At 39.2% G+C, this 23,496-nt stretch carries 18 protein-coding genes; all 18 read right to left on the bottom strand.

What is annotated here, in order from left to right:
- Nucleotides 1–3 precede the first annotated feature (3 nt).
- The 18 genes from CDH51_RS03040 to CDH51_RS03125 all read right to left on the bottom strand — a co-directional run bounded on the left by CDH51_RS03040 (nucleotide 4) and on the right by CDH51_RS03125 (nucleotide 22,580).
- Nucleotides 4–975 carry a 2Fe-2S iron-sulfur cluster-binding protein gene (locus CDH51_RS03040; protein ID WP_100627196.1) on the bottom strand — a complete coding sequence of 324 codons (972 nt, stop codon included), beginning with the start codon at nucleotides 973–975 and terminating at the stop codon, nucleotides 4–6.
- A gap of 159 nt (nucleotides 976–1,134) precedes the next feature.
- Nucleotides 1,135–2,529, bottom strand: a complete 1,395-nt coding sequence (locus tag CDH51_RS03045; protein WP_100627197.1) for a nucleotide sugar dehydrogenase — start codon at nucleotides 2,527–2,529, stop codon at nucleotides 1,135–1,137.
- A gap of 46 nt (nucleotides 2,530–2,575) precedes the next feature.
- Nucleotides 2,576–3,520, bottom strand: coding sequence for a UDP-glucuronic acid decarboxylase family protein (locus CDH51_RS03050; protein WP_100627198.1), 945 nt, complete (start codon nucleotides 3,518–3,520; stop codon nucleotides 2,576–2,578).
- 286 nt (nucleotides 3,521–3,806) lie between these two features.
- Entirely contained in the window at nucleotides 3,807–5,027 is a 1,221-nt protein-coding gene (gene gmd, locus CDH51_RS03055; RefSeq protein WP_100627199.1) for a GDP-mannose 4,6-dehydratase, read from the bottom strand.
- A gap of 244 nt (nucleotides 5,028–5,271) precedes the next feature.
- The gene (locus CDH51_RS03060; protein WP_100627200.1) at nucleotides 5,272–5,643 is read right to left on the bottom strand and encodes a GxxExxY protein; all 372 of its coding nucleotides are present in this window, start codon (nucleotides 5,641–5,643) and stop codon (nucleotides 5,272–5,274) included.
- A 778-nt stretch (nucleotides 5,644–6,421) separates the two neighbouring features.
- Nucleotides 6,422–7,357, bottom strand: a complete 936-nt coding sequence (locus CDH51_RS03065; RefSeq protein ID WP_100627201.1) for a GDP-mannose 4,6-dehydratase — start codon at nucleotides 7,355–7,357, stop codon at nucleotides 6,422–6,424.
- Nucleotides 7,358–7,417: 60 nt separating this feature from the next.
- The gene (locus CDH51_RS03070; RefSeq protein WP_100627202.1) at nucleotides 7,418–8,326 is read right to left on the bottom strand and encodes an FkbM family methyltransferase; all 909 of its coding nucleotides are present in this window, start codon (nucleotides 8,324–8,326) and stop codon (nucleotides 7,418–7,420) included.
- Nucleotides 8,316–9,410, bottom strand: a complete 1,095-nt coding sequence (locus tag CDH51_RS03075; RefSeq protein ID WP_100627203.1) for a glycosyltransferase family 4 protein — start codon at nucleotides 9,408–9,410, stop codon at nucleotides 8,316–8,318. Before CDH51_RS03075 ends, CDH51_RS03070 begins: the two co-directional genes overlap by 11 nt.
- Before the next feature lie 27 nt (nucleotides 9,411–9,437).
- Entirely contained in the window at nucleotides 9,438–10,250 is an 813-nt protein-coding gene (locus CDH51_RS03080; protein WP_100627204.1) for a glycosyltransferase family 2 protein, read from the bottom strand.
- Between the two features lie 282 nt (nucleotides 10,251–10,532).
- Nucleotides 10,533–11,525 carry a GDP-L-fucose synthase family protein gene (locus CDH51_RS03085; protein WP_198514252.1) on the bottom strand — a complete coding sequence of 331 codons (993 nt, stop codon included), beginning with the start codon at nucleotides 11,523–11,525 and terminating at the stop codon, nucleotides 10,533–10,535.
- A 329-nt stretch (nucleotides 11,526–11,854) separates the two neighbouring features.
- Nucleotides 11,855–12,595: an FkbM family methyltransferase gene (locus tag CDH51_RS03090; RefSeq protein WP_100627205.1), complete on the bottom strand. Its 741-nt coding sequence runs from the start codon at nucleotides 12,593–12,595 to the stop codon at nucleotides 11,855–11,857.
- 266 nt (nucleotides 12,596–12,861) lie between these two features.
- Nucleotides 12,862–13,281: an adenylyltransferase/cytidyltransferase family protein gene (locus CDH51_RS03095; RefSeq protein ID WP_100627206.1), complete on the bottom strand. Its 420-nt coding sequence runs from the start codon at nucleotides 13,279–13,281 to the stop codon at nucleotides 12,862–12,864.
- Nucleotides 13,282–13,562: 281 nt separating this feature from the next.
- On the bottom strand, nucleotides 13,563–13,967 hold the full coding sequence (locus CDH51_RS03100; protein ID WP_100627795.1) for a four helix bundle protein: 405 nt from the start codon (nucleotides 13,965–13,967) through the stop codon (nucleotides 13,563–13,565).
- A gap of 629 nt (nucleotides 13,968–14,596) precedes the next feature.
- Nucleotides 14,597–15,157, bottom strand: coding sequence for a hypothetical protein (locus tag CDH51_RS03105; RefSeq protein WP_100627207.1), 561 nt, complete (start codon nucleotides 15,155–15,157; stop codon nucleotides 14,597–14,599).
- 36 nt (nucleotides 15,158–15,193) lie between these two features.
- Complete coding sequence (locus tag CDH51_RS03110) at nucleotides 15,194–16,555, bottom strand: hypothetical protein (protein WP_100627208.1); 1,362 nt, start codon at nucleotides 16,553–16,555, stop codon at nucleotides 15,194–15,196.
- A gap of 270 nt (nucleotides 16,556–16,825) precedes the next feature.
- Entirely contained in the window at nucleotides 16,826–18,205 is a 1,380-nt protein-coding gene (locus CDH51_RS03115) for a hypothetical protein (RefSeq protein WP_100627209.1), read from the bottom strand.
- Nucleotides 18,206–19,317: 1,112 nt separating this feature from the next.
- Nucleotides 19,318–21,759, bottom strand: a complete 2,442-nt coding sequence (locus tag CDH51_RS03120; protein WP_100627210.1) for a GumC family protein — start codon at nucleotides 21,757–21,759, stop codon at nucleotides 19,318–19,320.
- On the bottom strand, nucleotides 21,759–22,580 hold the full coding sequence (locus tag CDH51_RS03125) for a polysaccharide biosynthesis/export family protein (RefSeq protein WP_100627211.1): 822 nt from the start codon (nucleotides 22,578–22,580) through the stop codon (nucleotides 21,759–21,761). The genes CDH51_RS03120 and CDH51_RS03125 overlap by 1 nt, the downstream gene beginning before the upstream one ends.
- Nucleotides 22,581–23,496 lie beyond the last annotated feature (916 nt).

Here is a 23,496-nt window from a genome sequence, read left to right on the forward strand (position 1 = left end):
GGTTTAATTTGACGCGACAAAAGCGTCTGAGTAAAAATGGTTTGAGTTTAATCCTAATTCTAAAGTCCTTTTTTTAGCTGCTTGAATCATTTGATACGAGCCGCATGCATATACTACTGTATTGGTCCAGTTTATTTTTAAATCAGAAAGTTTATCCTGGATATAGTGTTTGGGTTGACTTTCACGGGATAATACAGGAATGAATTCAACATTATCTTGATTTAGCTTCCAGAATATTTCCCTTTCAAATTTCATCCCCCACAGTACAATGACTCTATTGAATTCCTTAAGCTTTTCCTGCGTTGAAGGACTTTCCAAAATTGCTTTTATTGGAGCTATTCCTGTTCCAGTAGCTAATAAAACCAAAGTGTCTTTATCTGAATGATTTCTGAGGAAGAATGTACCTTTCGGTATTTCCAATCTCAACAAATCATTTGGTTTAGCTTGTTCAAACCAATAGGCACTCATAGCCCCCCCTTCATAATTTTTGATGATTAGTTCTATTTCTGAAGAATTTGTTGGAGAAGCGATAGAGTAACTTCGTTTGATACCATTCCAAAGGACATTCAAATATTGACCTTCTAGAAAGTTTACCTTTTGATTGGGTGGAACACGAAGATTTACCTGAATGATTTCTGGGGTAAGTGATTTAATGGTATTTATTTTTGCAGGGATAGTAATTGGATTGGAAAAACCATACTGACTAAGATCCTCTGCCTCCAATTCAATATCACTTATTGGCTTTCTTACACAACTTAAAATATAACCTTGATTTTTTTCTTCTGAACTTAAAGGTAATTCATCAGATTCGGTAACTGTCTCACCACTAAGCACTTTTAATTTACAAGAAGAGCACCGACCTGTTAGACAGCTATGATCGAGGAAAACTCCATTTTGTAAAGCAGCTTCAATAATCGTCTGATTATTTTCGCAAGAAAATTTTATTCCTTCTTTAAGTTTTATTTGAAGAGACATTCCTTATTTTTTTAATTTCTTCAGTTATCCTAACCTCATTCAATAAGGGAAGATTGTATTTAGGGATTCAACAGAGGCAAGCTTTACTATTTTGGGTGACCCAAGTAGATGACTGATTTAGCTTAAAAAATAGATCGAATGCTAGTAAACTGTTCTATTTTATTTTCCTATCCTAAATAATTCAAAACCAATCTTAACCAAGTTAAGTCCATCTGAAACTCCTCGCCCATCAAAAACAAAAGCAGGTTTGATCATTTTCTGGTAGACTTTTTCCCAGTAATAGCTCTTAAATTCATCCCATTCGGTTAAGATTGCGATCGCATGTGCATCCTCCATTGCCTGATAGGGATCAGATGCAACCGTTACACGTTGTTTAAAGATTTCTGGATCCAAGCTTCCCAGATATTCCAAATCAGTAAAAATCTGTTGTTCCTTGACCTTAGGATCATATATGGTGATATTGGCTTGCTCATGCAGTAATTTTTCTGCCACATAAATCGCTGCACTTTCACGAGTATCGTTGGTATCCTTCTTAAAGGCCCAACCCAAGAAGGCGATCTTTTTATCTGCTACAGTGTTATAAAGCGTCTTGACAATTTTTCGTGCAAAGCGGTTTTTCTGATGATTATTCATGATAATGACCTGCTCCCAGTAGTCTGCTACCTCATTTAATCCCAGGCTTTTTGAAATATAGACAAGGTTTAAAATATCCTTTTGAAAGCAAGAACCTCCGAAGCCTACGGACGCATTGAGGAATTTCGGACCAATTCTACTGTCTTTACCAATCGCTTTTGCCACTTCTTGCACATCTGCTTCGGTGACTTCGCAGAGTTCGGAAATGGCATTTATGGAAGATACCCGCTGTGCCAGAAAGGCGTTGGCTACTAATTTGGAAAGCTCTGAAGACCATACATTGGTCGTCAAAATTCTATCCTTAGGAAGCCAGCTGGCGTAAATATTTACCAATTCTTGCATTGCTTGCTTGCCTTCTTCCGTATTTTCTCCCCCAATCAATACCCGGTCTGCATTTTGCAAATCCTGTACGGCTGTGCCCTCTGCCAAAAACTCGGGATTAGAAAGAATCTGAAAATTAACCCCATTACCCGTATGATCAAGAATACTTTTTATAGCCTGAGCGGTTCGAACCGGAAGGGTGGATTTTTCGACAACGATTTTATCATCCTTTGCCACTCTGGCAATCTGTCTAGCGCAAAGTTCAATGTATTTTAGGTCAGCTGCCATGCCTTTTCCTTCTCCATAGGTTTTGGTAGGCGTATTGACTGAGATAAAAATCATATCCGCCTCATCTATGGCTTTGTCCACATCAGTAGAAAAAAAGAGATTTCTTCCCCGAGCTTCCGCTACTACTTCAGCTAATCCAGGTTCATAAATGGGTAGATTCTCTAGGTTTTCATCATTCCATGCTTTTATTCTAGATTCATTTAAATCCACACAGGTTACCTTAATAGAAGGGTTTTTCTGAGCAATCACAGACATGGTAGGCCCACCTACATAGCCAGCACCAATACAGCAGATATTTTTTGTTGGTCTCATTTTATAACTTAATCAGATAGGCTTTTGAAGCCTTTTTTAAAAATTATTAATAATTGGTTTTAAGCAGTTGATCAAAGTAGTCAATTGTACTTTCAAGGCCTTTTTTCAAATCTACTTTGGGTTCCCAATTCAACTCCTTTTTCGCTAAGTCGATGACTGGTTTTCGTTGCATAGGATCATCCTGCGGTAAGGGTAGAAATTGGAGCTTACTTTTACTTCCAGTCAATTCAAGAATCAGTTCTGCAAGTTCCAGCATAGTAAATTCTCCAGGGTTGCCAATATTCACAGGCCCGGTAAAACCATCTCTGGAATTCATCAGACGGTACATTCCTTCTATATTATCATCGACAAAGCAGAAACTTCGGGTTTGCTTCCCATCTCCATAGATAGTAATGTCCTCCCCCTTTAATGCCTGTACGATAAAGTTGGAAACCACTCGCCCATCTTGCGGATGCATGCGAGGACCATAAGTATTGAAAATCCGCATTACCTTAATCTCGACTCCATGCTGACGGTGGTAATCAAAGAAAAGTGTCTCCGCACAGCGTTTACCTTCATCGTAGCAGGCACGAATACCGGTTGTACTTACTGAGCCACGATAGGACTCGGGCTGGGGATGGATTTCAGGATCACCATAGACCTCAGAGGTACTTGCTTGAAGGATTTTTATCTTGAGTCGTTTCGCCAAACCCAGCATATTAATCGCTCCTAATACAGAGGTCTTGGTCGTCTGAACCGGGTCAAACTGATAATGAACGGGGCTAGCTGGACAGGCTAAATTATAAATCTCATCTACCTCGACATACAAAGGCCAAGTGATATCGTGTCGGAGAAATTCAAAATTTTTATGATTTAAAAGATGGTGAATATTAGACCTTCTTCCTGTAAATAAATTATCTACACAAAGAACTTCATTTCCTTCTTTGATCAAACGATCACAGAGATGGGAACCAAGAAATCCGGCTCCGCCGGTGACAAGAATACGTTTCACAGATTATTCAAAAGTTAAATATATATGAGTTAATCAGTTCAAGGTTCTAAGTTCAAGGTTGACCAACGTCGAATTTTGAACTTTTAACCATGAAGCCCCAAATCCCCCTTCATCATATCCTCAACCAATCCCTTTACAGTTGATGAACTGTTTAAATGACGAATTGATGAATCGAAGTTTAAGGATAAATTGATTATTCAGGGTTCGGTGTTCAAGGTTGTAAGTTCCAAGGTTCATATTAAAATTTTTGTTTATCACGGAGTACCACCGAGAACTACAGAGTTTTTTATGAGTTACTTCTAGTAATAATTGAAATATCTCCAAGCATCATATCTTCTACAAGACCTTTGAGGTCATATTCTGGTTTCCAGCCGAGTTGGGTTTTGGCTTTGCTTGGGTCGCCGATTAGGAGGTCGACCTCTGTCGGTCTAAAATATTCAGGGTCTACTTTGATTAGGGTAGAGCCGATCTTAGGTATTAGGTCTTCTAGAGATGAATCGTTAAGCGTTAAATCGTTCCCGCCACGGCGGGCAGGAACCGTTAAGCCGTCGTCTTCACCACTGCTTAACGCTGAACTTTTAACTTTTAACGCTCTTTTTGTTGCTTCGAAGTATTTCTTCTCGTCCACCGAATCCAGGATTCCGACCTCATCCACTCCGCTTCCCTCCCATCGGATGGTGAAGCCAACATGAGCGAAGGCCATTTGGACGAAGTCTCGGACTTTGGTGGTTTGGCCAGTGGCTATAACAAAGTCCTCGGGCTGGTCTTGCTGTAGCATTAGATACATGGCCTTTACATAGTCCTTTGCATGCCCCCAATCCCGTCGCGCATCCAGATTTCCCAAATACAAGCAATCCTGCTTACCTAAGGCAATGGCCGCAGCAGCCATGGTAATCTTGCGGGTAACAAAGGTCTCCCCTCTTCTTGGGGATTCATGGTTGAATAGAATGCCGTTGCAGGCGTACATGCCATAAGCTTCTCGGTAATTCTTAGTGATCCAGAACCCATAAATCTTTGCTACGCCGTAAGGGGAACGAGGGTAAAAAGGACAATTTTCATCATAGAAACCCTTTTCATTTTTATTCTCAGGCATGCCTCCATAGAGTTCGGAGGTAGAAGCCTGATAGATTCGAGTCTTTTTCTCCAAGCCCAATATCCGTACTGCTTCTAATATTCTTAAGGTCCCTATTCCATCCACATTGGCTACATACTCCGGAGAGTCGAAGGAAACCTTTACATGTGACATGGCTCCAAGGTTGTAGATTTCATCGGGTTGCACTTCCTGGATAATGCGGATGATATTGGTAGAATCCGTCAGATCACCATAATGTAGGTGGAAATTTACATGTCCTTCATGCGGGTCCTGATAGAGATGGTCTATTCGTTGGGTATTAAAGGAAGAGGCCCGGCGCTTGATACCGTGGACCTGGTAGCCTTTTTCTAAAAGTAGTTCGGCTAGGTAAGAGCCGTCTTGGCCGGTAATTCCTGTTATTAATGCTGTTTTCATATAATTTGGTCACAGAGGGCCACGGAGATGCACCGAAAACCACAGAATTATTATATTGTTATGGATGCGCCTGCTTATGGCAGATAGAGAATAGCTGAGAATTTCTTTGGTTAAAAAGGTCTATTTTTTCGGGATACCGAGGGGCTCCGACCTGCCTGCCGCAGGCAGGGAAACACAGAGAGCCACAGAGTTTTTTTAATATTATTTGAGGACCTGCCTGAGGCAGGAAGAGAGCCATTGCGTTTCATAAAGAAACTCTTTTGATGCCATCGATCATTTTGATGACTTTAAAATTGAGTAAAAGACCTCTTTTAAAACCTCCAAACTTCAAATAGGTAAGAATTTGAGCTAGATGGATATCGTTTAATTCTTCAACTGTTTTTGTCTCAATAACCAATTCTTCATTTACCAATAAATCAATACGATAGCCATTTTCAACAAGTAAATCTTTATATTGAATAGAGACAGGCACTTCTCTTCTGGCTGATAAGCCTCTTTTCTCTAATTCGTATTGAAGACATTTTTGGTAAGAAGATTCCAAAAGACCAGGTCCTAAATGCCGATGAACTTCAATCGCAGCGCCTATAACTTGCTTGGTGAGTAAATCTTCAGTCATTATTTATTTGAGGCAACTAGGGTTTTGAACATCAAGAGCCACAACTTGTCCCGAAGCATTTCGGGAGAGAAGGTATTGATAGCCTCCGAGTTTTGTTTTCTCTGTCACCAAGAGCCACCGAGGCTGTTCTTATATTTTTCTCAATTAAACTCCGTGGCCCTCTGTGCTACCTCTGTGGTTCTCTGTGTAACAATTTAGCGAGCCTGCGAGCACTTTGTGTCCTTTGTGGTTAATTATAAGAAAGCTTGCGAGCACTCTATGAGACTCTGTGAAATTCCTCCGTGAAACTCTGTGCTACAATTTTTAGCGAGCCTGCGAGCACTCCGTGGTCCTCTGTGCTACCTCGGTGGAACTCTGTGTAACAATTTAGCGAGCCTGCGAGCACTTTGTGTCCTTTGTGTCCTTCCTGGTAAATTATAAGCGAGCCTGCGAGCACTCTGTGAGACTCTGTGAAATTCCTCCGTGAAACTCTGTGCTACAAATTATTCGAGCCTTCCAGCACTCCGTGGTCCTCTGTGCTACCTCGGTGGAACTCTGTGTAACAATTTAGCGAGCCTGCGAGCACTTTGTGTCCTTTGTGTCCTTTGTGGTTAATTATAAGCAAGCTTGCGAGCACTCCGTGGTCCTCTGTGCATCCCTCCGTGGTCCTCCGTGCTCCAAATTATGCGAGCACTTTGTGCCCTTTGTGTACTTCGTGGTTAATTATAAGCGCGCTTGCGAGCAAAATTCTAATTGAAGAACCAAGCTGAATTACAAAAGGCCTCCAGAGTACCAAAGACTACATCATTCCCTCTATAACCTCCTGTATTCCTTTTTTTGCTTCCCAGCCTAAATGTTTTTTGGCTTTGGAAGGATCAGCTTTGGATACACTTAAGTCTGTTGGTCGCATCAAATCTGCAGACTGAGCCACATGATTTTTCCAATCCAGACCTAATACCTCAAATGCCTTTGAAACAAACTCCTCTAGGCTTTGGGTCTTTCCTGTGGCGATAATGTAGTCATCTGGGTTTTCCTGCTGCATCATAAGCCACATGGCTTCTACATATTCCGGGGCCCATCCCCAATCTCTTGAAACATCCAACCTACCTAGAATGAGTTTTTCCTTTGAACCATCTGAAATTCTTTTGGCAGTTTGGATAATTTTCTGTGTGACAAAGCGCGCCGGTCGCAATGGAGATTCATGATTAAAAAGAATCCCAGTGCAGGCAAATAAATCATAAGCCTCCCGATAATTATCTACCAGCCAGGTTGAGGATGCTTTTGCTAAGGCGTATGGGCTTCGAGGCTTAAATGGGGTTGTTTCCTTTGCAGCTTCACCATCGGTATCTCCGAATGCCTCTGAACTGCCTGCATGATAAACTTTTATCCCGCGGGCTTCCATTTTCACTGCTTCAAGCACATTCAGAATTCCAATGGTAAAGCTCTGAATAGTCTCTGCAGGCTGCTCGAAGGATAAACCAACAGACGACTGCCCTGCCAGAAAGTAAATTTCATCTGGTTTGGACTTTTTTATCGCTACCAATACAGATCTAAAATCTTCAGGGTCCATAGAAAGCAAATGCACTTCATTTTTGATCCCCAAAAAGCTTAACCCTCGAAAGACACTTCCCTGAGCATCTCTGGAAGTCCCAAAAACCTCATAGCCTTTCTTTAGTAAAAAGTCAGCCAAATAGCTTCCATCTTGCCCCGAAACCCCGATGATTAATGCTTTCAATGAATCTTGAGTATTAGATTTTACTTAAAGAAAATGAAGTACTTGTGTTGAATTCAAGTTTCAAAGTTCTTCAATCTGATCGGTTAAAACATTCAGAACTTCCATACCTCGAATTTCCTGCAAACGCTCTGGACCTCTTAGATAAGTCAGCTTACCGGTCTCATCCCGGCTTTCCATAAACTGGCTTTCCCTGTAAGCGTCTTCTAAGGAACAAGCCTTTACTTTTGAATTCAGGAGGTCTTTTCTTACAAAATATGCATTATTCCCATCCAGATTCCCTCCAATCAATGCATAGCCTTTTTTATCAGCCAAGTGATTCAGCGCTGAAATGGAAGCTCCAAAATAAAGGTTCGAATGGTGGGCGGCCGTACGGAAGAAATCAGCTTTGTAAGGAATGCTAATAGCTCTTTCTATCCCTAATACGCTGTTATATTCCATAATTAAGATAGCAGGATTTAATTTGGAAAAATCCATCGCTTCCAATACATGGTAATCATTGCCGTCAATATCTATGTGAAGCAATCCCAAATCTGAAAATCCGACTTCAGCCATCAAATCGTTGATATTCTCACAGGTAATAAAGGCTGCTTTATGCTGCAATTGATGTTTCCAATACCAAGGCTGCATGGGAAGAGAATTCATATATGAAGCTGATCCGTCCATGACAAAGCCTGACCACAAATTATTCATCATCAAAAACCGAGTATTCGACTCTTTATAGTCCTCTACTCCAAACTCCACAAAAGTTTTATTTTTTATCTCAAGGTGTTTGATCAAATACTGAATGATCCCATCATCTCCAAACTGACTAAAAATTCTGAACTCGTAATCATTTATAGAGGTAGAAGTCATACCCCATTGTTGATTTGACAACAACCTTCCCATAGCCAATAAGGCCGTTTCATCCTTGACTTGTTGTGGTGGGTTTAGCCTTCTTGATAAGGCTCGATAGATTTTCTTAGATAACATTCTTATAAATTTCTAAGGTTTGAAGGGCTGTATTTTTCCAAGAAAATTGCTGTACCCGTTGAAATCCCTTTTTGATTAATGTGGATCTTAAGTCTTCATCAAAAACCACTTTCTCTAATTGAGAGGTCATTTCCTCTAAATTCAAAGGGTCGAAAGTTAGCCCTGCATCTCCTACCACTTCAGGCAATGAACTGGTAAAACTACTCACAACCGGACAGCCATAGGTCATGGCCTCCAAAGGAGGAATCCCGAAGCCTTCATATAGGGATGGATAAACAAAAGCTTGAGCTTGAGAATATAGCCTAGCCAAATCCAAATCCGTTCCTGCACCCTGCAATACTTGATTAGAAGAAAGCCCCAAGTATTGAATCAGTTCTTTTTCCTGCTGATTGAAACCTCCACCACCAAAAGCGTAAATATTCAGTTCGGACTTAAGCCTCTCCGAACTAGCAAATGCCTTTAGAAAATTGGAGAAGTTTTTATACCCTGACCTTAAGCCCACATAGAGGATAAATGGCTTTTTCCCCTCAACTTCCTCTTTATCTATTTTCAATGCCTTATCGGCTGCAAGATGAACCACAGAAATTTTTTCGGAATCGATGTCAAAAAGACGGATTAAATCTTTTTTAGTCTGATGAGAAATACTAATGATATGGTCCGCCCTTTTGAGTGCTGCCTTTTTTGGAGCAGTCACCAACTCTTCTGGTCTAAATTGATCGGAATACAATTCTTGGATCATATCATAAACCGTCACAATTACAGGCCTATTGGTTTTGATAATTGGCTCTGAAGAAAAGTAGGTTTCATGTATGATGTCAGGCCTACTAAGAAACGACCTAAGGCTTCCTTTGTAGCTATTTAATTTGCGAAAGGCCCGAATACTATGCGATGGGTATTTATGAAAATAATGTCCCTTCACCAATTTCGAATTGCTTTCGGTCAGATAGTAATTGATATGCCATCCTGCTTCAATAGCTACATTCTCCCCCATACTCTGCATTTCTTCAGCCATTCTGACAAAATATCTAGATATGCCTCCGTATTTCTGAATTGAGAATATTTGTGGATCAAAAAGAACTTTCATTTAAATATCTGTTCTATGGGCAAAAGCCTAGAAAATGCGCTTTACCCTAAGGAATAAATCTGGAAACAGGACTCGCAAATAAGCAGAAATGATCTTTTTAAGACAAACTACTATTCCTTCATGGATTCTAAGAAAGTGGAAATATTCCTTTGCTGCCATTCCTTTCACATTATGGAATAAAAACCAACGCTTAGAAAAACTAAGTTTAGAGTCTCCCCAATAGGGAAAGGAATTGATTTCACAGGTGGCAATATATTTTTCCGTACTGTAACAAGGAAATCCAGCAGCCTTTGCGCGAAGACCATAATCGTAATCTCCAAAATAATGGGTAAAATCAGAGGAGAGTCCATTTAGTTTTTGATCAATCTCAGCGGAGATTAAGACTATGTTTCCATTGATCATTTTTACTTCTTGGGGCATTCCATTTGGAACGACCATGCCTTCGTCATTGGTGCCTCCAAATGAAAAGTCACCTGTGGCAGGATCCTGACAAGCTCCCACAATTATTCCCGGCTGTTCCAGCTTATGGTACTGATCAAACATCATTAAAAGAGCAGAAGGATACAGGTAAGTATCATCATTGAGCCAAATAAAGAAGTCAAATTGATCAGATTCCTTTGCCTTGGTCCAAGCTAAATTCATCCCTCCATTCCAGTAAAGATTTCCATTGCCTTTCACAACCCTCACCTGTGGAAAATTCTTTTCAAGCATTTCCGAGGTACCATCAGAGGAGCCATCATCACAGAGAAAAACTTGTAATTCGGCGTTTTCCGGTAGCATTTGATCAAAAAGATTCTCCAAACACCTTTTGGTTTTTTCTTTTCGATTAAAACAAGTCATCAAGACAGCTATGGAAAGGGTACTTTTGATAGGATTCTGGGTTTTAGGTTTAGGATTCGAGGTTCGGGAAGATATGTAAATAGTTAATTGTTAAAGGTTAAGTTGTCGTTTGTGGTCGAAAACCACTTAATATGACTTGCCTTTATTGCTTTATTAAATTATTAATCAATGACTTAGATAAATTCTTTACAGACTCGAAAGGCTCACTGGCTAATTCCCAAACCTGTAAATCTTGAAAGTTTTCAATTGCGGCTACGTTTAACCTTTACCGATTAACAACCCTTACTTTATTTTAAGCTCTTTAAACTCCCCCTGATTCTCTAAGAACCAAGCGTAAGTCCTCCGTATCCCCTCTTCCAAGCTTGTTTTCGCTTTCCAGCCTGCATCGGTCATTTTGGACACATCCATCAATTTTCTTGGAGTACCATCAGGCTTGCTGGAATCCCAGATGATCTCTCCGGTATGTCCTACAATCTTTTGGATCAGTTCGGCGAGCTCTTTTATAGTCAAGTCTTCCCCTGTTCCAACATTGTAGAGATTATCCTGGAATTGATTTTCCAAAGCAAATACCACCGCTTCAGCCAAATCTTCTACATACAAAAACTCCCTCATTGGCGTTCCACTTCCCCATAGTGTTACAGGTAAATCCCCACTACTTACTACTGACTGTTTACTATTTACAGATGAAATCTTCGCATCATGAAACTTACGAATCATAGCCGGTAGGACATGGGAAGTTCTCAGGTCAAAGTTATCGTAGGGCCCATAGAGATTGGTGGGCATTAGGGAAATATAATCTTTGCCAAATTGCTTTCGAATGGCTTCGCAAGCTTTTACTCCTGTTATTTTTGCCACCGCATACCATTTGTTGGTTGGTTCCAATGGACCAGTTAACAGATACTCCTCCTTAAGTGGCTGTGGGGCTAGTTTGGGATAGATGCAAGAGGAACCCAAAAAGATAAACTTGTTAATTCCTGCCTGGAATGCTGTATCGATCAGATTATTCTGGATCTGCATATTTTCCATCAGAAACTGATAGGGATACTCATTATTAGCCAAAATCCCTCCTACTCTTGCTGCGGCATCAATAACTACCTCCGGTTGTTCCTCTTCAAAGAAATCTCTTACTGCCTTCTGATTTCTCAGATCCAGCTCGGCAGATGTCTTCCCGATCAGATGCGAATAGCCATCCGCTTCCAGCTTTCTCCATATAGCCGATCCAACCATGCCTCTGTGGCCGGCGATGTAGATTCGGGTGTTTAGGTTGAGTTTCAAGAGTAAATGGGAATTAGATGTTAAACGTTAATGGTTAAGTGTTAAAAGTTCAGGGTTTGAAGTTCGGAGTTATTGTCGAACTGATGAATCGATGAATTGTCGAATTGATGAACCAATGATCTGTCGAACTGTGGAACTGATGAATTGTCGAACTGATGGGTAACCATTGATTTGGATTAGACCTTCGATTCGACGGTTAAACATTTCGACGATTCGACACTCCTAATGCTGAATTGACGAACTGATGGTTGACCATTATTTTGGGTTAGATTCTCGATTCGACGATTAAACAATTACACGATTAAACATCCTTAGAGTCGAGTTGCAGACTATTTAAAATCCTCATGAATGAAAAAAGCGGTATTTACCGTTTTGGCCATGACAGAATAACCGTATCCTTCCAAATAGCCAAGCATTGGATTTTGATCAAGATTTGAAAGTGAGTTTCTCAATATCTCGGCTAGGATAACTTTGGGTTTGTATTTCTCCAAGTTTATAGATCTAATCACTTCAAAATCCAAGCCTTCCACATCCACAGAAAGGAAATCAATCGTTTGATCCTTAGGCAAGTACTGATCGAGTATTTCCTCCAAGGTGAATGTCTCTATATCCTTGGTAAACAATAGTTTAAAACTATCATGACCATCTCTTTTCTCAGAAAGCTCTTTTGAAAAACCATTTAATGCAGGTTCATTGAAGGCATAATATGTCAAGACCTGCTTTTTGTCTGAAATCGGTATCTCCAGATTTATATCCCTAGCCCTCACTTTATTAAATGCCCTCATACTATCAGGCATAGCGTCAATATTTATTCCTGACCAACCTTTCCGATAAAAAAGGTATGTATTGGAGTATCGATAAGGATGATGAGCACCTACATCTACATAGAAACCACGATACTTTTTTCGAATATCAAAGATCCTCTTCAATAGAACATCCTCCCCTTCCTGAGAAAAAGATTGATTGACAAACTTCCCTCTATACTTTTCTGGGAATAAACTATAATCCCTTAAAAAGCTTAATTCGCTGATTAGATTTTTTGGAAGAATACTTCTGAGAACTGCCTTCATTAATTATGCTTTGTAGGAGATCCTAATCGATAGGTTTTGGAATTTCAGGCTGCGAGTGCCACGGCGGACAAACTGTTAATTGTTAAGCGTTAATTCGTTAAGCGTAATTAAGTTCAGGGTTTGAAGTTCAGAGTTATTTTCGAACTGATGGGCGACCATTATTTTGGGTTAGACTTTCGATTCGACAGTTAAACAATTCCTCGATTAAACAACTAGAAGGTGGTTAAGCATTATCATATTAACGATTAACCGTTAACGATTAACTCTCAACTGCGTAGCAACCAACTGCTCGACTGAATCTTCTCTCCCATTCCATCAATCAATTCAATTCCCAATTCTTCACAAACGGGTACCTCAGGAATGGATTGATTATTTTGATCACCTCCATTGGCAAATGCTAAATGGTAATCATTAGAAAGTTCTTTATGGACCTTTTTGATTGTTTCACAAACGGTGCGGTCCTTATCAATGGAAAGGTAAACTCGATCTACCGATTTGATATTGGAAACGATAAACATCCGTTCATCCTCCAACTGAAACTCTGCGGAGCCCTTCAGCATACGCTGATAATCATTATTGACAATCACAATCAACTCATCTCCCGCTGCCTTGGCGTGATTAAAATATTCTATATGCCCTTTGTGTATGGGATTGAAATAACCGGAAACGATGATGGCTTTCTTCATACTATTGTCGAACTGATGAATTGACTTTTTGACGAACTGATGAACCGAATTGCTGTCGAATTGATGAACCAATGATCTGTCGAACTGGGGAATTGATGAATCGATGAACTGAATTGTTGTCGAACTGATAAACCAATGATCTGTCGAACTGGGGAATTGATGAATCGATGAACTGTCGAATTGACGAACTGATAGGTGACCATTATTTTCGAGTTTGACCTTCGATTCGACGATTAAACAATTCGACGATTCGACAATCCTAATCTTAATTCCACAATTCGTCACTTTTTAAGTTTATTTTTCAGACTTTCAGATTGGTTAATCTGAAACTTATAGAGGGAATTTACTTTGTTTATGATTTCATCTAGCTTTAATCTAAATTCTGAATAAATCTCCTCTGAAATATATTCCATATCGAAAGCGTAGATCAAATGATCAATCGTCTCTAATGCACTTGAATAAGCAATATTTGAAAAATAAGCCTGATCAGCACTAGACGCTCTTCCAGAACCCTCTGCCAAATTAGTGGCAATGCTGGAAGAAGATCTACGAATCTGGGAGGTTAATTCAAACTTTTCATCAGAAGGAAACTTCAAGGTTAGCTTTTTGATTTCGACTCGAAACTTTCTTGCAAGTTGATAAACCTCTAATTTTTCAAATCGATAGGTAAAAAACTTCTTTTCCATGATCATTCAAATTTATAGTCTATTGAATTGATTGTCTAATTGATGAATTGACGAACTGATGAACCGAATTGTTGTCGAACTGATGAACTGTCGAATTGACTAACTGATTAATAACCATTATTTTCAAGTTTGCCTTCGATTCGACGATTAAACAATTCGACGATTCGACACCCCTATTGCTGAATTAATGAACTGATGGGTGAACCTTTATTTTAAGGTTAACGCTTCAATTCGACAGTTAAACAATTAAACGGTTCGACAATTAAACACCCTCGACGCAGCTTCGCCCTTTCAGTCCCAATCCGGAAAAAAAATTCGATTTAGAAGGCTACTATGATAAAAATCACTAGTAAAAGATTCCCGTAGCTTCTTCCTCGATATTTTCTTCGTTCCTGGGCCTTAGCTTATTAAAAAAGACTGATTATCAGTTATTTTGGGGGTCAAAAAGCCAAAACCTTGCCACTACTAGCTCCGTCTTGACGGTTCAAAGATATAAAAATGAGTAGTTTTGGTACTCATTTTAAATCCAATTTCTACTAACTTTTTTTATATACTATTTTTTGCATTTTATAATCTAAACGCTGTGTTTAAGATTACAAAAATTTGAAACTGGGTGATAAACAGATTGATTAACTTATCATGTTTTTTATATGATTGATATTGCGGATATCCCACAATTGAGGGTAACCGAAGTTTTCAAGGAAGAGTACCTTTCCTCCTTCATTTTCCCAGGACCATTGACTACGGGACAGATCGAGATTATCCTTATGGACAGAGGCCAATTTCAGTCCCAAATTTTGATGGTAAGATGCCATTTGGTAGATGCGGGTAAATCTAAGTATCTCCTCACCATCGTAATAGAATCGATAATGGCTTGCTGGAGAGGATGAAATTTTAAAAACAAAGCGATTAACCTCTAAGACTTTTTTATTGAAGTTTAGCCGACAAGTCACGGCAGGATTCTCAGAATCAGCAGGTAAGCTAACTAGTCCTAGAATAGGATCGCTCTGAAACCTATAAGGCAAACGTTGAACCTGCTTATCCTGATATCGAAAATTGAAATCAGTCAACATCTGAACTGGGTCGAAAAAGGCAGGTTTACCTGTATAATGATAGGTACAAATCCTACCATTCAAAGTTTTTTGAACTGTAGTCCTGCCTGAAAAAAGATTTTTAATTGCATTCAGCATATAATTGAAAACTTTAGCTTTAGATTGATAAACAATTTAGTTTAAAGATGTAGGAACTTTGTTTTGGATTTCATAGATGATAAAGCGCTTATCCTCTGGGTTTCGCTTTCGTACGATTAGCGCTTCTCCAGAATGTGATTCACTGAGTTGATTGACCTCCTTAATTAGGCGGCTCCGCTTAACCTTTTTATGATCTGGGTTTGGAATATCATTGATCAAAAGAATTTGATCGATTTGCTCCACAGTCAATACCTTTCCTTGAAATGGTTCGAAAAGTTCTATTAACTTCTGATCAGAATTTTTCTGAGATTGGGGTTTCGTTTCAATGCTTTCCTTCTGTGATTCCAGATGTTTTACCTTGAGTATTTCTTTGCGCAAGACCCAGAAAACAATCACCCCTGTGGCAATCAACATCCCAAGTGATATTAATATGTAGTCATTTTGGAGTTCTTCGATTTCCCTTGCACTAATAGGCAAAACTTCCGCTTCACCCACATATTCAGCCTTTTGGTACAAATCGTCAAAATTCAAGACAAAGGGATTATCTCTCACCGCGGAAATAGTTGCTTGATTAGCTTGCTGAAGAATCCAGGAAGGATTATTCAAAATTTCGATGGCGCGCTCCATTTTTATAAACCGAAACTCCAAAGTATTTTTTTCAAAAATCAAAAAGCCTATTTGTGGATCGGAAGAAAAGCCCGAGAAGACCATGAAATCTTTCGTATCTAAGTAATTTTCATGGATCACAAAATCAGCCAAACTGGAACTTGTAGAAATAAGGTTGCCAAAGGAGAGATACTGCCAACTAAAATCCTCGAAATTTAAAAAGTAGCCTTGTTCAAAATCTTGATGATTATCAAAACGATAATTCTGTTTGACTCCAAAAAAGAGAAAGGCTCCTTTCTCTCCCACCCCAGTATATGCAGCCCCGTAATCGATGGGTTGATTTTGAGTTGGAAAAAGTGACCAAGATCCCGTAGCGGAATCAAAACTCAACAAATCACTGTGATTCCGCCAAAAGCCATAAGTTCCCAAGGAGAAAAGCTGTCCATTTCGGAAAAAGAATTTTGCGCCACAGTTGTATCCGCTATTATCGTAGAGATAGCAGTTATTCCAACCTTCTGAAGTCCATTGATAGACATTAAAAAGGCAGGGAGTAAGAGCGAAGGTTCCCTGATCATTTTTAATCAATTGAAAATCCTTCCCTCCCTGTACGGGTAAGTTTTTTAAGGATTGAATTTGCTCTTTAGAAAAATGAGCTTCTAAATAGTCGAGATTTCGGATGGTACCTAAATCTCTAATAGATATGGATAATTTGATTTGATCAGCAAAGGTGATAGCAGAAGTGCCACAAAAAAACAAAGCAGCAATAAGAGTTATTGCCCTTAATAAAAACATACAATTCAAATTAATCTTCATGTTCATCGCAAAGAATAAAAATTGATGAAACTAAATCGATAAAAATCAGGTAAATTAAGTAACAATGCCTGTTACCTAAATTAAATATCAATTCAATTAATTGGTAATCAGTAATTTAACAATTATAAAATAACTAAATATTTTTATGAAAAGCAGAAAATTATTTAGATGTTTCATTCCCCAAAAACTATGTTTTAATACAGTACAGAGTGAAATATATGTTGCAAAAAATTCATGAATATTTACAACTCAACTTATTTCGTATTCTAGGAAGCGCTTGTCTTGGAGATTTCGTTTTCTCTTAATGATTGATTTTCCGTATTTCTTTTCTGCCATACTATTTAATGCTAAAAGTAATCGAGAGCGCCTAACCTTTCTGTAATCCAAACTTTTAATAGTATCGATCTTAAAAAGCTTATCCAATTCTTCGGTATTAAGTACTTTACCTTTGAGGGAATGGAGTTCATGAAATATTTTTGCTATTTCATCATCAGTTTCGTTTCTGGAGCTACTCTCTTCCTGCACATCAGAAGTTTTCAAAAATAAGCCGATAAAAGGGCGGCTCAGTCTTGGGAAAAATTTCACGAATAAATAGAGGATCAAGAGCAAGCTTACTAACAAGCCTAAGAATAAAAGAGTCCTTTCTTTCCATTTGAAAGATAAAGCGGGAGATAGAGACTCGATTTTTGCTTTACCTACATATTCAGCATGTTGAAAAAAGCCATCAATATCCAATTCCTGTATAGAATTGAAATTATCAACAAACTGAATTTGATCCCCTTTTATAGCTATCCAAGCAGCGTAATTAAAGAAATCAAATGGTGAGTCTCGTTTGAAAAAACGAAATTCCATACTGCGCTTATCGAATAGTACCAGTCCCATTTCATTATTAGAAGAGGCAAAGGCATTGAAGACAAAGAAATTCTCAGTATCTATTCCAATACCTCGTTGGATAAGAAACTTGGCCTTTCCTGGAGTATGGGATATCAATCCTTCGAAACTTAGTCGACTCCAGTTCATGGATTTGAGGTCTAAATAAAACCCTTCGTCTTCATATACATTATTGATATTTAGACGGGGGTTATGATGAATTCCCAGAAAGAGAAAAGCCGACTCCTTCCCAATGCCAATTAATTCGGTATTGTAACTAGAGGGTTGATTGCTTGGAGTCTCCAGTGACCAGGATCCCTCTATTTCATCGAAGGAAAGTAAATCAGTATGATTATTCCAAAATCCATAGCCCCCCAAAAAGTGAAGTTGATTTTGATAGAAGAAAGGCCAGGCCCCGCAGGTATATCCGCGATTTCCAAATAAATAGTGGTTTTGCCATGTATCCTCTTCCCACTTATATACATCAAAATAGCAACTGGAAATGGCGTAAGTTTCAGAATTGTAGGCTATTAACTGGAGTTTCCGATTGTAAACAGTTGGTATTTCTGCTAATCCCTGAATCATTTCTTCCGAGAAATAAGGAGGAAGGGATTGGCTATCTAAAATCTCCTCAATCTGATCTGATTCTAATTTAAGGCGGACCATTTCCTGTGCATTTGCTGCATGCAATACGATGAAAATCAGGCATAAAGCAGCTGGTTTAAGCTTAAATAAGATAAAAGAAATATTGAAAAACATCTTAAATTAATAACAAAACTACGCCCCAAATATCAATAGATATTAGAATAGTTCAAATCCAAGATTGATGAATGGTTAATTTTTAGTGACAAAATTAAGGGGTTAAATCCTGGACAGAAAATTTCTTGACAACCTGCAGGATGTATATAATTGATGCCAAAGGCTATCTAAAACCATAGAAACAAGGGATTTAAAAAAGATAGCTTCGCAGATAGGAAGATATGGCTACGCCAAGATATTAGGCCTATCTCACCGACTGAAAGGAGGTCTATCTCAGGAGGCGAAGCCGACTATATCTTTCTAAACGAAGTGAAGGATATTTCGCCGAAGGCGTATTTCAAGAGTCGAAGACGACAATATTTCGCGAAGCGTATTTCTTTTATTTTTGAGACTGCCACTCCGCTACGCGGCTCGCAGTGACGGTAAAACCAGTAACTCTTGGATCAATTTAAAGCCTATCTCACCGACTGAAAGGAGGTGTATCTCAGGAGCCGAAGCTGACTATATTTTTCCGAACGGAGTGAGGGATATCTTTTTGAATACAGTGAAGATTTTTTAAAGATAGCTGCGCAGATAGGTGAAGATATGGCTGCGCCTAGAAATTGGGTTAAACGTACACCCTAAAATGGCGCAGGTCTCATGACCTGTGCCAAAAATAATGCCATCTCCTGACCGCTTTTTTATACCTCTCCGTCTTGCTGGCACCCAATTCCCACTTCCAAAATAAAAATCATGGGCCAGCGCTGGGGGAACATTTTAAACCTTCTACCTAGGGTTGAAACCCAGGCCTGCCTACCTCAGGTAGGGCTAAAACATTTCGTGTCCGCCACGGCGGACTGGCACTTCAGCACTCTTTTATTTCACCGAACGAAGTGAGGTGTATATCAGGAGGCGAAGCCGACTATATTTCGCCAAAGGCGTATTTCTTTTATTTTTGAGACTGCAACTCCGCTACGCGGCTCGCAGTGACGGTAAAACTAGTAATTCGTGAAACGAAGTGAAGCGTATATCACCGACTAAATGGAGGTATATCTCAGGAGGCGAAGCCGAATATATTTCGCCGAAGGCGTATTTCACGAAGTGTATTTCACAAAGTGTATTTCCCCAAAGGCCTATTTCCTCCTCAAAGCTCGTTTCCACCAAGGTAATTGGACTTCTTCATGATAGCCGTAGGAGTTATTTCCATAGCCGTATCCGTAGCCATAGCCATAGCCGTATCCATAACCCTTATCAATATGTACATCATTTAGGATGCCATAGATTTTCTTGACTCCACCTTTCTCAACCAAGTTATTGAGAACCTCAGCATTACCCTTCATGGAATAGCCCTGACGGAATACAAAGAAGCTGATATCGGCATGCTTGAAAAGTTCTTTTGTCTCAGAGACAAGTCCAACTGGAGGACAGTCAAATACTACCACTTCATACTCTTGACGGATTTCTTCAATGATCTGCCCAAATTTATCCTGAAGCAATAATTCAGCTGGATTAGGCGGAATAGGACCTGATAGGATAATATCCAGGTTTTCATGAGAAGTTGACTTGACTACTTCTCTCCAGGAAGTATCCGAACTCAAAGCAGTACTCATTCCTTTGTCATTAATCAATCCAAATTCTTCGGCAATTTTAGGCTTTCGAAGGTCCAATCCGATCAAAATGGTCTTTTTACCCATCAGCGAATAAACAGATGCCATATTCATCGATACAAAAGTTTTTCCCTCACCAGAAATAGAAGAAGTAAAAAGCACTGTCAATTTATCTCTATTTGGACTCAGGTAAGACATATCTGCCCGAAGTGACCGAAATGATTCTGTTACCGTAGATCTTGGATTAAGCAAGACAGGTAAACTATCTTCTGTATTACTTCGCCCAATCATTGAAATCAAAGGAACCTTAATTGCTTTTTCGAGCTCTTTAGGATCTTCTAATTTTGTATTCAAAAAATCCTTGATCGTAATAAATGCTACTGGGATGATAAGTCCTATAATCATCCCAAAAAGCAGATTCGTTGTTCTTTTTGGAGCGATTGGGGCGCCTCCTGCTTTAGCAAAATCTAAAATTTTATTTTTCGGCATATTGGATGCCATGGTAATTTCTGCCTCAGCTTTCTTTTGAAGCAAATAGACATAAATATTTTCATTGATTGTAAACTGTCTTGTATAGTTTAATAAACTTCTTTCAGTGGCTGGCAGCGAATTTATATCCTGCTCGATCAATCGAATTCTACCATTAATATCAGACAGCGTGTTTCTTGAGTTTTGAATTGCCGAGCGTACATTTTCCTTCAAAGCGTTTGAAGTGCTTTGAATTCGGGAATTGATATCCCGCATTTGTGGAGTTTGATCATTGAAAGTAGCTGAAATCCGGACCCGCTCTGCCTGCAATTCAGAAAGACTCGCTACTAAAGAAGTCAAAAGAGGATCGGTAACACCTACAATAGCAGGAGCTACCAAATCTCCCAATTGGTTATTATCCAAATAGGATTGTAATGTCTGTAGGTATTTAAGGTTTAACTCAATCTGACTTCTCTCCTGCTCCAGGTCTGTGAGACGCTCAAAAATCATAGAGCCCTCTTGAGAAAGGTTGAAAATCCTATTTTTAGATCGGAATTCCTGCAATTGGCTTTCTGAATACTCCAAAGAGTCAGAAATACCTCTAAGTTGATCTTCTATAAACTTAATGGTGTTCTCAGAGGCTTGGTTTTTTTCATCTAATTCACGCTGAAGGTATTGCTCCATCATGGTGTTAATGTAGTTTTCACCAAGACGTCGAAGAGGTGTTTCTAAGGAAAGTGTTAAAATTGAAGCTTGCTTATTCAGGGTTGAGGCCTGAAGTGCATTTTTCATTTGCAAAGCCAGACTAGGTGTATCAACTAGCTTAAAGAAGACAACTTCTCCAGGAAGAACAGAAACTTTATTCACGGTAAAACTCCAAAAGTCACCAGAAATTTCCTGTCCAAAGGAGTAAATTGATTTTTTTAAACCAAATCCCTGTGCACTTTTCTTGTAGAATGGGTCTTTTGGATCATAGATCGCAAATCCCTCCTCCTCTACAGTAAGTTCAAAATTATCCTCATCAATTACCTCCAAACGAAAAAGTCCTCCAACTACCTGCGGAATATCCCAATCAACAGAAACATAAATTGGAACATTACCATAAATCTGTCTTGGTTTAAAAACCTCATCCACATAGTAAGACACATTCAAATCCATTTTTTTTATGGTGGATTCTGCCATTGAATAGGATTTCAAAATCCCTATTTCATTTTCAATATTGCTTTTTCCCTGTGACCCAAAGCCTGCTGATTCAAAAAGATCTGCCCCTAATGTAGGTCGGTCGTCAACAATCAAAACGGTGGATTCTACACGAAAAATTGGGGTTGTGAAGCGATTAACCAAGTAGGCAGAGACCAACCCAAGAAATATAAATAATACAAAAAGTGGCCAATACTGAAGATAGTTAAAGAACAATACCTTCAAGTCCAAATCATCTTCTTTCTGTGCTAGAAAAGGATTCGGCTGATTTTGAGGATTGGAAGCTGAATTGGGATACATTATCTATTAAGCACAATAATAAGGTTGATAATTAAGGCCGTAGCAGTAATCGCTGAGATCACAAGAGAAATGGATTGAGCTGCGTTTTCTCCTGCTCCAATCTCCCTCACTTTCATGGGCTCAGCATAAAGCTGATCATTTGGTTGTATAAAGTAAAATGGAGTGCTTACCAAGTTTCTATCAATTAGATTGACTCGATGTAGTCGGGTACCATCAGGATATTGACGAATTAAAAGAATTTCATCTCGCTTGGCTATTGTAGAAAGATCTCCGGCATTGGCTATGGCTTCGAAAATAGTCATTCTATCCTGAAGAACTACAAACTTCCCTGGTCTCCGAAATTCACCTAAGGCAGAATATCGAATCCCCCCTAATTTTACCTTGACATATAATTCATTTTTCAGGTAAGCGCGAAGCTCTTCTTCTATTTTGATTCGAGCCTCCTCAAGAGTCAAATCTTTCACTTGAATATTTCCAACTATAGGAAGTCGTATAAAACCATCTTTATCAATAGAATAACCAGTCATGTAATAAATATCTCCCCCTGACTGACCTGCCATTTGCCCCATTTGATTTCCTCCTGTCGGCATTCTATTTCCAAAGCCCATTTCAATAATATCCTGGGCTGTTTGTACATTGACATCAATGATATCATTGTATTGCAGGCGATAATCAGGAACCTCATATTCAATCAGTTCGCCTTCTTCAATTGGTTTGTTACCCTCTAGGTTTTGGAGGTAGATAATTTTTTCGTTTGATACACAAGAAAAAAGACCTAGAAAAAGTGAGGCAATGACGGTGATCGTCAGTCTTTTAGTCATAGGGTGAATGAAATATAATTTAAAGGATTTGGGCAAACTTAGGAAAAAATGGCCTAAAATCAGTCAAAATTAAATCACCAAATTCACTAGTTAGATGTTAAAAAAGTTCGATTTTGAACAAGAGTTGACTTTGAATACAAAAAAATGCAGATGAGAATAAAATATAGGATCACATTTTAGGGAAGGATAGCAGTTTTAAAAAAGATAGCTTCGCAGATAGGCAAAGATATGCGTATGCCAAGAAATTGGTCAAACCTATCTCCCCGACCGAAAGGAGGTATATCTCAAGAGGCGAAGCCGACTATATTTCACGACCGGAGGGAGTGTATTTCGCGACTTAAAGGAGCATATTTCTCGCCGCCGTTCGTGTAATCACGCACGGCATTTAATCAAAGGTTTTTAGGCCCTCTTGCTGGCACTTAATATTGATTTCCAAACAATAATCATGGGCCAGCGCTGGGGGAACATTTTTAACTTTCTACCTAGGGTTGAAACCCTAGGCTAAAACATTTCGTGCCTTCAGCACTCTTTGTACAAGTCTAATGCCGCCGTGCGTGTCTCCACGCATGGCTTTTTAATGTCGCTGCCGTTCGTGTCATCACGCACGGCATTTAATCAAAGGTTTTTAGGCCCTCTTGCTGGCACTTAATATTGATTTCCAAACAATAATCATGGGCCAGCGCTGGGGGAACAATTTTAACCTTCTACCTAGGGTTGAAACCCTAGGCTAAAACATTTCGTGCCTTCAGCACTCTTGTATCTCCCCGACTGAAAGGAGGTATATCTCAAGAGGCGAAGCCGCCTATATCTTTCCTAACGAAGTGATAGGTATCTTTTTGGACACAGTGAAAATTTTTTAAAAGATAGCTTCGCAGATAGGTGAAGATATGACTTCATCAAGATATAAGGCCTATCT

It is taken from the genome of Algoriphagus formosus, from assembly GCF_002807035.1.
Taxonomy (GTDB): domain Bacteria; phylum Bacteroidota; class Bacteroidia; order Cytophagales; family Cyclobacteriaceae; genus Algoriphagus; species Algoriphagus formosus.

Bases quoted from the DNA above. Each gene is read 5' to 3' on its own strand.
- gmd (WP_100627199.1), bottom strand. From the start codon at position 5,027: ATGAAAACAGCATTAATAACAGGAATTACCGGCCAAGACGGCTCTTAC.
- CDH51_RS03045 (WP_100627197.1), bottom strand. From the start codon at position 2,529: ATGAGACCAACAAAAAATATCTGCTGTATTGGTGCTGGCTATGTAGGT.
- CDH51_RS03110 (WP_100627208.1), bottom strand. From the start codon at position 16,555: ATGTTTTTATTAAGGGCAATAACTCTTATTGCTGCTTTGTTTTTTTGT.
- CDH51_RS03080 (WP_100627204.1), bottom strand. From the start codon at position 10,250: ATGACTTGTTTTAATCGAAAAGAAAAAACCAAAAGGTGTTTGGAGAAT.
- CDH51_RS03060 (WP_100627200.1), bottom strand. From the start codon at position 5,643: ATGACTGAAGATTTACTCACCAAGCAAGTTATAGGCGCTGCGATTGAA.
- CDH51_RS03095 (WP_100627206.1), bottom strand. From the start codon at position 13,281: ATGAAGAAAGCCATCATCGTTTCCGGTTATTTCAATCCCATACACAAA.
- CDH51_RS03115 (WP_100627209.1), bottom strand. From the start codon at position 18,205: ATGTTTTTCAATATTTCTTTTATCTTATTTAAGCTTAAACCAGCTGCT.
- CDH51_RS03105 (WP_100627207.1), bottom strand. From the start codon at position 15,157: ATGCTGAATGCAATTAAAAATCTTTTTTCAGGCAGGACTACAGTTCAA.
- CDH51_RS03100 (WP_100627795.1), bottom strand. From the start codon at position 13,967: ATGGAAAAGAAGTTTTTTACCTATCGATTTGAAAAATTAGAGGTTTAT.
- CDH51_RS03090 (WP_100627205.1), bottom strand. From the start codon at position 12,595: ATGAAGGCAGTTCTCAGAAGTATTCTTCCAAAAAATCTAATCAGCGAA.
- CDH51_RS03040 (WP_100627196.1), bottom strand. From the start codon at position 975: ATGTCTCTTCAAATAAAACTTAAAGAAGGAATAAAATTTTCTTGCGAA.
- CDH51_RS03070 (WP_100627202.1), bottom strand. From the start codon at position 8,326: ATGTTATCTAAGAAAATCTATCGAGCCTTATCAAGAAGGCTAAACCCA.
- CDH51_RS03120 (WP_100627210.1), bottom strand. From the start codon at position 21,759: ATGTATCCCAATTCAGCTTCCAATCCTCAAAATCAGCCGAATCCTTTT.
- CDH51_RS03075 (WP_100627203.1), bottom strand. From the start codon at position 9,410: ATGAAAGTTCTTTTTGATCCACAAATATTCTCAATTCAGAAATACGGA.
- CDH51_RS03125 (WP_100627211.1), bottom strand. From the start codon at position 22,580: ATGACTAAAAGACTGACGATCACCGTCATTGCCTCACTTTTTCTAGGT.